The organism is Streptomyces sp. NPDC050617, from assembly GCF_040654795.1.
GTDB lineage: Bacteria > Actinomycetota > Actinomycetes > Streptomycetales > Streptomycetaceae > Streptomyces.
This window is the reverse complement of the sequence record NZ_JBFAIS010000017.1, coordinates 1-10945: the sequence shown is the minus strand read 5'-3', so window position 1 is coordinate 10945 and position 10945 is coordinate 1. Positions and strand designations below refer to the sequence as shown.

11 protein-coding genes are annotated in these 10945 nt (G+C 71.8%); 2 read left to right on the top strand and 9 right to left on the bottom strand.

The annotated features are described in order from the left end of the window. The first annotated feature begins 177 nt into the window (after positions 1 to 177). Both AB0I49_RS22360 and AB0I49_RS22355 read left to right on the top strand, forming a co-directional pair. Positions 178 to 1083 (top strand): 5'-3' exonuclease, encoded by a 906-nt coding sequence (locus tag AB0I49_RS22360; RefSeq protein ID WP_363228926.1) that lies wholly within the window; start codon positions 178 to 180, stop codon positions 1081 to 1083. 48 nt (positions 1084 to 1131) lie between these two features. Continuing rightward, positions 1132 to 1986 carry a siderophore-interacting protein gene (locus tag AB0I49_RS22355; protein WP_363228789.1) on the top strand — a complete coding sequence of 285 codons (855 nt, stop codon included), beginning with the start codon at positions 1132 to 1134 and terminating at the stop codon, positions 1984 to 1986. Positions 1987 to 2079: 93 nt separating this feature from the next. Here the strand turns inward: AB0I49_RS22355 and AB0I49_RS22350 are convergent, their stop codons facing one another. The 9 genes from AB0I49_RS22350 to AB0I49_RS22310 all read right to left on the bottom strand — a co-directional run bounded on the left by AB0I49_RS22350 (position 2080) and on the right by AB0I49_RS22310 (position 10773). After that, the gene (locus AB0I49_RS22350; protein ID WP_363228788.1) at positions 2080 to 4908 is read right to left on the bottom strand and encodes a DEAD/DEAH box helicase; all 2829 of its coding nucleotides are present in this window, start codon (positions 4906 to 4908) and stop codon (positions 2080 to 2082) included. A gap of 156 nt (positions 4909 to 5064) precedes the next feature. Next, complete coding sequence (gene tatC, locus AB0I49_RS22345) at positions 5065 to 6045, bottom strand: twin-arginine translocase subunit TatC (protein ID WP_363228787.1); 981 nt, start codon at positions 6043 to 6045, stop codon at positions 5065 to 5067. Positions 6046 to 6110: 65 nt separating this feature from the next. After that, positions 6111 to 6398 carry a Sec-independent protein translocase subunit TatA gene (gene tatA / locus AB0I49_RS22340; RefSeq protein ID WP_363228786.1) on the bottom strand — a complete coding sequence of 96 codons (288 nt, stop codon included), beginning with the start codon at positions 6396 to 6398 and terminating at the stop codon, positions 6111 to 6113. Between the two features lie 213 nt (positions 6399 to 6611). Then, complete coding sequence (locus tag AB0I49_RS22335) at positions 6612 to 6827, bottom strand: hypothetical protein (RefSeq protein WP_363228785.1); 216 nt, start codon at positions 6825 to 6827, stop codon at positions 6612 to 6614. A 35-nt stretch (positions 6828 to 6862) separates the two neighbouring features. Next, positions 6863 to 7102, bottom strand: coding sequence for a hypothetical protein (locus AB0I49_RS22330; RefSeq protein ID WP_363228784.1), 240 nt, complete (start codon positions 7100 to 7102; stop codon positions 6863 to 6865). Positions 7103 to 7172: 70 nt separating this feature from the next. Beyond that, positions 7173 to 8120: a WYL domain-containing protein gene (locus AB0I49_RS22325; RefSeq protein WP_363228783.1), complete on the bottom strand. Its 948-nt coding sequence runs from the start codon at positions 8118 to 8120 to the stop codon at positions 7173 to 7175. A gap of 17 nt (positions 8121 to 8137) precedes the next feature. After that, complete coding sequence (locus AB0I49_RS22320; RefSeq protein WP_363228782.1) at positions 8138 to 9160, bottom strand: WYL domain-containing protein; 1023 nt, start codon at positions 9158 to 9160, stop codon at positions 8138 to 8140. Positions 9161 to 9275: 115 nt separating this feature from the next. Next, on the bottom strand, positions 9276 to 9650 hold the full coding sequence (locus AB0I49_RS22315) for an FKBP-type peptidyl-prolyl cis-trans isomerase (RefSeq protein WP_363228781.1): 375 nt from the start codon (positions 9648 to 9650) through the stop codon (positions 9276 to 9278). A gap of 100 nt (positions 9651 to 9750) precedes the next feature. Further along, a complete protein-coding gene (locus AB0I49_RS22310; RefSeq protein ID WP_363228780.1) occupies positions 9751 to 10773 on the bottom strand; it encodes an FKBP-type peptidyl-prolyl cis-trans isomerase in 1023 nt (340 codons plus the stop codon). Positions 10774 to 10945 lie beyond the last annotated feature (172 nt).

The following is a 10945-nucleotide window of genomic DNA, read 5'->3' as shown; positions in this document are numbered from 1 at the left end:
TGGAGCGGTGCGGATTCGGCCGCGCGTCCGATCAGCAGTAGTAGTTGAAACTGCTACCGGGTCCGCTCCGATTGCGCGCCTGCCCCCACTCGGGTGAAGCAAACCGGACCGTGACCCAGTTCACATTTCCTTCACATTCGCCGGATGCGGCATCATCGACGGGTGACGCGACGCCTGATGCTCCTCGACACCGCCTCCCTCTACTACCGCGCCTACTTCGGAGTGCCGGAATCCGTCAGGGCCCCGGACGGCACCCCCGTCAACGCGGTGCGCGGCCTCCTCGACTTCATCACCCGGCTCGTCCAGGACCACCGCCCGGACGCCCTGGTCGCCTGCATGGACTTCGACTGGCGGCCGCAGTGGCGGGTGGACCTCATCCCCTCCTACAAGGCGCACCGGGTCGCCGAGGAGGTCGCGAGCGGCCCCGACGCCGAGGAGACCCCCGACACGCTGGCCCCGCAGGTGCCGGTGATCGAGGACGTGCTGGACGCGGTGGGCATCGCCCGCGTCGGCGCCGAGGGGTACGAGGCCGACGACGTGATCGGCACGCTGGCCGGGCAGGCGCACGGGCCGGTCGCGATCGTCACGGGCGACCGGGACCTCTACCAGCTGGTGGACGACCGGCGCGGCATCCGCATCCTCTACCCGGTCAAGGGCGTGGGCACGCTGCAGCTCGTGGACGAGGCGCTGCTGCGGGAGAAGTACGGGGTCGACGGCCCCGGCTATGTCGATCTCGCGCTGCTGCGCGGCGACCCCAGCGACGGCCTGCCGGGGGTGCCCGGCATCGGCGAGAAGACCGCCGCCAAGCTGCTCGCGGCCCATGGCGACCTCGCCGGGATCATGGCCGCCGTCGACGATCCGGGCTCCAAGCTCACCCCCTCGCAGCGCAAGCGGCTGGACGGGGCCCGGCCCTATATCGCGGTCGCGCCGAAGGTGGTGCGGGTCGCCTCGGACGTGCCGCTGCCGGAGTTCGACGCCACGCTGCCGCGCGAGCCGCGCGACCCCGAGGCGCTGGCGGAGCTGACCGCCCGCTGGGGGCTGGGCGGATCGGCCCAGCGGTTGCTCTCCACTCTGCACGGCTGAACTGTTAAGTTAGGTACAACTAACTAGCAGCGTGTCAGGGGAGTCGACGTGGCAGCAGAACGCCCGGTCCGCAAAAAGCCGCAGCAGAACCGCGCCCAGGTCATCCGAACCGAACGCCTCACCCCCCACATGGTGCGGGTGGTGCTCGGCGGCGACGGCCTGTCGGAGTTCGCCGCAGGCGAGTTCACCGACCACTACATCAAGATCGTGTTCCCACTCGACGGCGTCGAGTACCCCGAGCCCTTCGACATGGCCCAGATCCGCGCCGACATGCCGCGCGACAAGTGGCCGGTCGTACGGACGTACACCGTGCGCAGCTGGGACCCGGCCGCCCGCGAGCTGACGGTGGACTTCGTCGTCCACGGCGACGAGGGCGTCGCCGGCCCCTGGGCCGTACGCGCCCGCCCCGGCGAGGAGATCTACTTCATGGGCCCCGGCGGCGCCTACGCCCCCGGCGAGGACGCCGGCTGGCATCTGCTCGCGGGCGACGAGAGCGCGCTGCCGGCCATCGCCGCGGCCCTGGAGCGGATGCCCGCGGGCGTGCCCGTACGGGCCTTCATCGAGGTCGCCGACGCCGCGGAGCAGCAGGACCTGAAGCTGCCCGCCAACGCCGAGGTCGTCTGGCTGCACCGCGGCACGGCCGCCGTCGGCGCGCAGCTGGTCGAGGCCGTGCGCGGGCTGGAGTTCCCGGCCGGGGACGTCCAGGCGTTCGTGCACGGCGAGGCGGGGTTCGTGAAGGAGCTCCGGCGCTACCTGCGCGTCGAGCGCGAGGTCCCGCGCGAGCGCCTGTCGATCTCCGGCTACTGGCGCAGCGGCCACGACGAGGACGGCTGGCAGGCGTCCAAGCGCGAGTGGAACCAGCAGGTGGAAGCCGAGCAGGAGACCGCCGCGCCCGCGTCCTGACCGGCGACGGACCGGCGGATCGACGGACGGCCGACGGCGGCAGGCCCCGAACGGGACCTGCCGCCGTCGTGCGCGTGCCGCGCTCGTGAGCCGCTACCCCACCGACGAGTACGCCACCACTCCCCGCAGCAGCCCGTCCACCGCCCGGCGGGCGTTGCGGGCGACGGTGCTGCCGGCGGGCGCGGCGGCCGCGATCTGGCCGAGGACGTCGATGAGCTGCTTGCACCAGCGGACGAAGTCGCCGGCCGGCATCTCGATCTCACGCAGCACCTCGTCGAGGCCGTGCCCGGAGGCCCAGCGGTACGCGGCCCAGGCGAACCCCAGGTCGGGCTCGCGCTGCCCCACCCCCTCGGCCTGGTTGATCTTGTGCTCCTCCTCCAGGGCGTCGAGCCGGCCCCAGATGCGGACCATCTCGCCCAGGGCGCGCTTCGCGTCGCCCGTGGGGAGCTTCGGCGGCATCGCGTCGTCGGCGGCGCGCGCCTCGTACACGAGCGCGGAGGCGCAGGCGGCGAGCTCGGCGGGGCGCAGCCCCTCCCACACGCCGTCGCGCAGGCACTCGGAGGCCAGCAGGTCCAGCTCGCCGTAGAGGCGGGAGAGCCGGCGGCCGTCCTCGGTGACCTCGTCGCCCCGCAGATAGCCGAGGCCGGTCAGGAGCGCGCAGATCCGGTCGAAGGTGCGCGCGATGGTGTTCGTACGGCCCTCGATGCGCCGCTCCAGCTGGCGGGTGTCGCGCTGGAGGCGGTCGTAGCGCTCGGCCCAGCGCGCGTGGTCCTCACGCTCGTCGCAGCCGTGGCACGGATGCGCCCGGATCGCGGCGCGCAGCCGCAGGATCTCGGTGTCGTCCGCGGCCTCCGACCGCTTCTTGCGGTGCCGCCCCGGCTCGATGTGCCCGGCCTTGGTGCGCAGCGCGGAGGCGAGGTCCCGGCGGGACTGGGGGCTGCGCGGGTTGAAGGACTTGGGGATCCGCATCCGCTCCAGCGCCTCGACCGGCACCGGGAAGTCGATCGCGGCCAGCCGCTTGACCTGCCGCTCCGCGGTGAGGACGAGCGGCCGCGGCCCGTCGTGGTGCTCGAAGCCGCGGTGCCGGTCCGTACGCCCGGCGGCCAGGCCCGGATCCAGGACCAGTGCGAGGCCCGCGTACTTGCCGGTCGGCACGTGGATCACATCGCCCGGCTTGAGCTTCTCCAGCGCCGCCGCCGCGGCGACCCGGCGCTGCGTGGCGCCCTGCTTGGCCAGCTCCGTCTCGCGGTCCTTGAGCTCGCGGCGCAACCGCATATAGGCGTCGAAGTCGCCCAAGTGACAGGTCATGGAGGCGCGGTAGCCCTCCATCCCCTCTTCGTTCTTCTGCACCTGGCGGGAGATCCCGACGACCGACTTGTCGGCCTGGAACTGCGCGAACGACGTCTCCAGCAGCTCCCGCGACCGGTGCCGCCCGAACTGCGAGACCAGGTTGACGGCCATGTTGTACGAGGGCTTGAAGGACGAGCGCAGCGGGTACGTGCGCGTGCCGGCCAGCCCCGCGAGGCCGGCCGGGTCCATGGCCCGCTGCCAGAGCACGACCGCATGCCCCTCGACGTCGATGCCGCGCCGCCCGGCGCGGCCCGTCAGCTGCGTGTACTCGCCGGGGGTGATGTCGGCGTGCTGCTCGCCGTTCCACTTGACGAGCTTCTCCAGCACCACCGAACGCGCCGGCATGTTGATGCCGAGCGCGAGCGTCTCGGTGGCGAAGACCGCCTTGACCAGGCCCTTGACGAACAGCTCCTCGACGACCTCCTTGAACGTCGGCAGCATGCCCGCGTGGTGCGCGGCGATGCCCCGCTCCAGCGCCTCCAGCCACTCGAAGTAGCCCAGGACGTGCAGGTCCTCGTCGGGGATGGCGGCGGTGCGCTCCTCCACGATCGAGCGGACCCGGGCGCGCGCCGCGTCGTCGTTGAGCCGCAGCCCCGCGTACAGGCACTGCTGGACGGCGGCCTCGCAGCCGGCGCGGCTGAAGATGAAGGTGATGGCGGGCAGCAGCCCGTCCGCGTCGAGGCGCTCGATGACCTCGGCCCTGCTGGGCGTCCAGATCCGGCTGCGCTGGCGGCGCTCGCGCTCGCGGTCCGCCTCGCGCAGATTCTTGCCGCGGCGGCGATCACGGCCGCCGAAGGGGCGGCTGTTCTCCATTCTCGCCAGCCGTACGAGGTCGGGGTTGACCTCGCGTCTGCCGCCGCTCCTGCCGCCCCCCGAGGTGTCGCGCTCCTCGAAGAGGTCGTACATCCGGCGGCCGGCCAGCACGTGCTGCCACAGCGGCACGGGCCGGTGCTCGGAGACGATGACCTCGGTGTCGCCCCGCACGGTGTCCAGCCAGTCGCCGAACTCCTCCGCGTTGGAGACCGTCGCCGACAGGGAGACCAAGGTCACCGACTCCGGGAGGTGGATGATGACCTCCTCCCAGACGGCGCCGCGGAAGCGGTCCGAGAGGTAGTGCACCTCGTCCATCACCACATAGCCGAGGCCGATCAGCGACTGGGAGCCCGCGTACAGCATGTTGCGGAGCACCTCGGTGGTCATCACGACCACCGGAGCCTCGGAGTTGACGCTGTTGTCGCCGGTCAGCAGGCCGACCTTGTCCGCGCCGTAGCGCTTGACGAGGTCGCTGTACTTCTGGTTCGAGAGCGCCTTGATGGGCGTGGTGTAGAAGCATTTCCGGCCCTGCGTGAGGGCCAGGTGGACGGCGAACTCGCCCACGATGGTCTTGCCCGAGCCCGTGGGGGCGGCGACCAGCACGCCTTTGCCGGCCTCAAGGGCCTCGCAGGCTTCGATCTGGAAGGGGTCCAGCTCGAAGTCGTACATCTCGCGGAAGGGCGCGAGTGCGGTGGCCAGGTCGGCGGCGCGCAGCCGGGCAGCGGCGTAGCGCTCAGCTGGGGACATGTCGTCGGTCATCTTGAGTACGAGCCTACCGGCCGCCTCCGACAGTGACGCGATCTTTATCGGGCCCCCGTTCCCCCGACGGCCCGCCGGCCCCCGTCAGCGCGGAGGGCCGCGGGCCGCGCCGCGTGGGCGCCGCACCCGCGGCCCTGGAGCCGGGAAGAAGCCGGATCAGGTGGCGTCGTCGTAGCCGCCCCGCCGCGTCGGCTCGACGCCCGTACCACTGTCGGCGTCGCCGCCCGACTGGCCGGGCAGCGCCTTGCCGGCCCGTACCGGCTCGATCTCGCCGACGTCCTGCGGCGTCAGGTCGAGGTCGGACGCCTCGTCGGGGTCGAGGTCGGCGTCGGGGTTGGCCGCCCGCTTCCGCTTGTCGTTGAAGAGCGCAATGAACACGGCGATGAAGTAGAGCATGACGATCGGGATCGCCAGCATCAGCATCGAGAAGGGGTCCACGCTCGGTGTGGCGACGGCCGCGAAGACCGTGACGCCCATGATCATGCCGCGCCACCAGCCGAGCATCCGGCGGCCGGTGAGAATGCCGCCGAAGTTGAGCATCACCAGCAGCAGCGGCAGCTCGAAGGAGAGGCCGAAGACGACCACCAGGCGGGTGATGAAGTCGATCAGCTCGTCGAGGGGCAGCAGGTTGTCCACGTCCGACGGCGTGAACTCGATGAGGACCGTGGACGCGGCGGGCATGATCTTGTACGCGAAGAAGCCGCCGGCCGCGAAGAGCGGGGCGCCCGCGGCGACGAAGCTCAGGGCGTACTTCTTCTCGGTGCGGTGCAGCCCCGGCGCGAGGAAGGCCCAGAGCTGGTACAGCCAGACCGGGCTCGCCACCACGAGGCCGGACATCAGCGACACCTTGACCATCAGCGAGAACGGCCCCATGAGGCCGGACATCGTGATGTTGCCGCAGGTCTGCCGCTTGTCCTTGGTCGCGAGCTCCGCGAACGAGACCTTGCAGCCGATCGCATCCTCGATCGGCTGCTTGAAGAGCTCGACGATGTCCTTGTAGTAGAAGGCCGCGACCACCGCGATGACCACGATCGCGAGCACGGCCTTGCCGAGACGGTTCCGCAGCTCGCGCAAGTGCTCCGCGAGCGGCATCCGCCCCTCGGGGTCCTTCTGCTTCTTGCGGGCAGACTTGAGCAACCCACGTCCCTATCTCGTGCGTCCGGCGGCAGCGCTGGGGCGGCCGCCTCGAAGTCGGCCCTCGGTCAGCGCTGCGTCGTGCTGTCGGTCGGCTCGGCCACCGGGCGGGCGCCGGTCACGTCGCCGGGAGCGGCCTTGATCGTACGGGGCGGCTGGGCGGCGTCGTGCGGCGGGTCGGCCGGGGCGGCCGACTTGTCCTGCCCCTCCGACTTCATGGCCTTGGCCTCGCTCTTGAGAATTCGCGCGGACTTGCCGAGCGATCGCGCCATGTCCGGAAGCTTCTTCGCGCCGAACAGCAGGATCACGACGACAAGAATGAGGATGATCTCGGGGGCACCGAGCCTGCCAAACATAAGCGTTACCTTCTCACCGAGGCGGCATGGAATGGGTCTGTGGGGCCAGTCGGACAGGCGTCCGGCTCCGCCGTACTGGCAGCGATCGTAACGCGCGGGGGTGAACGCCGGGCAATCCCCGTGCGTACTCCGGATTCCGCCTCCCGCCGCGGAATCAGCGCCACCGGCATCTCAGCGTACCGTCCGCGGCAGCCGCACAGCAGTACGCGACGCTCACTCCGGGCGCAGAACCTGCGAGGTGTGGGAGGCGTGCGAGGCAAGCGGGGCGGCCGCCCGTTCGAGGTCCTCGGCGGCCTGGGAGATGCGCCGCGAGGCCGTGTCGACCTGCCGGGCCAGCCGCCGCACTTCGGTGAAGACGCGCATCGCGAGGACGCCGAGCACGGCGATCCCGCAGAAGCCGAGAACGATCGCGGTCATGGGCCAGAGCATGGGGAGGAGCCTAACGGGCGGGGCGGGACGGGCGCTCACACGGTGGAGTGCAGCCGCAGGGTCGAGACGCCGCCGCCGGTGAGCAGCTCGATGATCCGCTCACCGGCCGGCTTGCGGACCGCGACGCCGCAGTCGGGGCAGGTAAAGGAGTAGAACGTGGTGCGCCGGCTGGCGCCGATCGCCAGGCGCAGCGCCCCGGCGCCCAGCTCGAAGCAGCCCCGGCAGTCGGGGCAGGCGGCCCTGAAGAGCACCGCCGCCGTCGTCATCGCCGTCATCACGACCCCTTCTCCGACTTTGCCGACCTCTGCGATTCCTGTAATCCCCGCGGCTCCCGCACCACGCGCGTCACTCGCCGTACGCCGCGAGGGCCTCGCGGGCCGCGGCGCGCGCGCTGTCGGCCAGCCCCCGCGGGGAGACGATCCGCCCGTCCCCGCCGAGCCGCAGCGCCAGCCGGCGCAGCGACGCGGGTTCCGGGGTGCGCAAGGTGATCCGCAGGCCGCCGTCGGGCAGCTCCTCCGCGCTGTCGTGCGGGTAGTACTCGGCGACCCACCGGCCGCCCGGCCCCACCTCGGCGACCACCTCGGGGTCCTCGGCGGCGGGCTGCACCAGCCCTTCGGAGAGATCACGCAGCTCCACGGGGGGCGGGTCGCTCGGCTCGTCCAGGAGCTTGATCTCCGCGACCCGGTCCAGGCGGAAGGTGCGCCGCGCCTCGGAGAGCCGGCACCACGCCTCCACGTACGTATGGCCGACGGCGAACAGCCGGATCGGGTCGACCTCGCGCTCGGTGAGCTCGTCGCGGGCCGGCGAGTAGTAGCGCAGCCACAGCCGGCGGCGCTCGGCGATGGCCCGGTCGACGTCCGCGAAGACGCCGCCCTCGGACTCGAAGGTGACCGAGAGCCGGGAGCTGGCCCCGGCCGCCTCGCCGGCCGCGGTCTCCAGCTTGGCGGTGGCGCGCAGCAGCGCCTGCCGGTCGCCCTCCCGCAGACCGGGCAAGGTGGCGACGGCGCGCGCGGCGACCAGCAGCGCCGTGGCCTCGTCCGCCGCGAGCCGCAGCGGCTCCGCGACGTCGTCGGGGTTGTGCCACCAGATGCGGTCCCCGTCGGTGTCGATGTCCAGGAGGTCGCCGCCGCGGAAGCTGGTGCCGCACATGGGGAGCACGTCGAGGTCGGAGATCAGCTCGTCCTCGGAGATGCCGAAGGCGCGGGCGACGTCGGTGACGCGCGCGCCGGGGCGCTCGCGCAGATACGTCACCAGCGAGAGCATCCGGCGGGTCTGGTCGATGGCGTTGGCCATGTCGCTGTGTGTACCTCTCAGCCCTTGGCGACGGCGCGCAGCCGGTCGATGACGTCGGCCCGCAGCTCGGCGGGTTCCAGCACGATCACATCGGGGCCGAACTCGACGAGCCAGGCATCCAGTCCATGTCCGTACGGAACCTCCAGCTCGTCCCAGCCGTCTGTCAGGGCGTGGGTGGCGAGGGCCTTGGCGCGCAGCGGGTAGCCGTGTCCGGCACGCAGCTTGATGCGGGCCGTCGCGGTGGCGTTCTCGCCGGCCCAGCTCTCCACCGTCTCGCGGACGGTCACGTGATCGGGTACGGGAGCGGTGAAGGCGGCGGCACGGGAGCGGACCTTACCGGTGATGCGCGAGAGCCGGAAGACCCGCTCCGCGCCGCGGTCGCGGTCCCAGCCCGCCAGATACCAGTGACCGCGGCAGAACTCCAGCGTCCACGGCTCGACCTGGCGCTGCTCGGGACGGGCGGCGTTCGCCTTGCGGTAGTCGAAGACGACGGGCCGGCGGTCGCGGGCGGCCAGCATCAACGGCTCGAAAGCGGCCTCGTGGGCGGCGATCCGCGGTTCGAGGGCGCCCGGACTCTCGTACGGGTCCGCGTCGGCGAGCGGCATCCCGGCGGCGCGCAGCTTCTGGAGCGCGCCACTGGCCGCCCCCGCCAGCCGGGCCTGCTGCCAGACCTTCGCGGCGAGACCCAGCGCCGCGGCCTCCTCGGCGTCGAGGGTGATGGCGGGCAGGCGGTTGCTGTCGCGGCGGGCGAGATAGCCGGTGTCGCCGTCGACCATGTCGACCGTCTCGATGATCAGACCGAGCTCGCGCAGGTCCTCCTTGTCCCGCTCGAACATCCGGTTGAAGGACTCGTCGCCGCCGGCCGCCATGGCGCCGGACCGTAGGGCCGCACCGGCCCCCGCTCCCCCGCCGTTGCCCGGACCGAACGCCTCCAGATAGGCCTCGATGGAGCTCCGCAGCTCCCGCTTGCTGAGCGGGCGGCGGGTCCCCAGCAGGCACAGCGCCAGATTCATCAGCCGCTCGGCCTTGGCAATCGCCATCGACGCCCTCTCTCCTCGTGCTCCCGACCGCTGACCGTACCGCTCGCGGTACGTGCCGCAAAAGCCGAGGGCCCATGCCGGCCAGGCATGGGCCCTCGGTCCGCGGCGACGAGGCTCAGACGGAGACCAGGTCGCAGAGGAAGATCAGCGTCTCGCCCGGCGCGATCCGGCCACCGCCGGCGCCCCGGTCGCCGTACGCGAGGTGCGCGGGGATCGTCAGCCGGCGGCGCCCGCCGACCTTCATGCCCTGCACGCCCTGGTCCCAGCCGGGGATGACCTGGCCGGCGCCGAGCTGGAACTGGAGCGGCGTACCGCGGTTCCAGCTCGCGTCGAACTCCTCACCGGTGGAGAAGGAAACGCCGACGTAGTGCACGGAGACGTTGTCCCCGGCCTTGGCGACGGCGCCGTCGCCCTCCCACACGTCCACGATCTCCAGCTCGGCGGGGGCCGGACCGTCCGGGAAGTCGATCTCGGGCTTGTCGATGTTCACGAAATTTCTCCTACGGAAAGACACGTTCTGTCAGCCGGGCAATTCTGGCAGACCATGGCGCGAATGCGCTGATCAGACCCCTCCACGGGGCCGCCCCGGATCAGGCCTTGCCGAGAATGTCGACGACGAAGACGAGCGAGGCCCCCTTGGGGATGTCGCTGCCCTGCGGCGGGTTGTCACCGTAGGCGAGCTTCGCCGGCAGGGCCAGCAGGACCCGGTCCCCCACGTGCTTGCCGACCAGGCCCTTGTCCCAGCCCTGCACGACAGAGCCCGTACCGATCTGGAAAGCCGTCGCGCCGCCGTGGTCCCAGGACGAGTCGAACTTCTTGCCGCCGTCCCACGTGACACCGGTGTACTGGGCGATGAGCCCGTCACCGGCCTTGACCTCCGCGCCCTTGCCCTTGATCAGCACCTGCTGCTTGAGCTCCGAAGGGGCCTTCTCGCCCTTGGGCATGGTGATCGTCGCGGCCTTCTGCGACTCGGCCTTCACCTCGGGCATCCCGTCGTCCGGCTTGGCCTGGTCGCCCTTGGCCTCGCTCTTCGGGTCCATCTTCTGCGCGCCCGCGATGTCGAAGACCCAGACCAGGCCGTCCTCGGGCTTGAGGACCTCCTTGTTGATCCCCTTGCCGACGAGCGCGTTCGCCGTGCCCTCGACCTCGACGCGGCTGCCGGCCTGCTGCCCGACGAGCGCGTCGAAGACCTTCGGCGGCAGCGCCGCCTGCTGCTGGGCCTGCTGCGCGCCCTGCTGGTTCATCTGCAACAGGATCTGGCGGCGCGGACCCTTGCTGTCCTGCTGCGGCTGGCCCTGCTGCGGCTCCCAGCTGTTGCCCAGGCTCTTCTTGTCCTTCATCGTCTGACCGGCGAAGTCGAAGCGGACGAAGTCGTCCTTCGCGACCTTCGGGCCGTCGCCCTTGCTGATGGTCTTCACCACGAGCTTGTCGGACGGCTTGGCGTCCTTGGGCGCGGAGATCTCGGGCTTCTCCCCGAACTTCCCCGACACCTTGGCCACGGCTTTGTCGTCCGACGAGCCGCCGTCGTCCGAGCCGCACGCGGCGGCGGTGAGCAGCAGGGCGGGGACGGCCAGCGCCACGGCGAAGCGGCGCGTTTTCTTCGTGTGGTTCATCAGTCCAACTCGGGCTAGTGGGGGTGGCGGGGAACGCCCGCCACTCTACGGCCTGCGTCCCGCCTATCAACCCTGCCGGACACGGCTGTGGGGCGGGGGGGGGGGGCCCCCGGCCCCCCCCCCCCCCCCCCCGCCCCCCGCCCCCCCCCCCCCCCCGGGGCCCCAAGGGGGA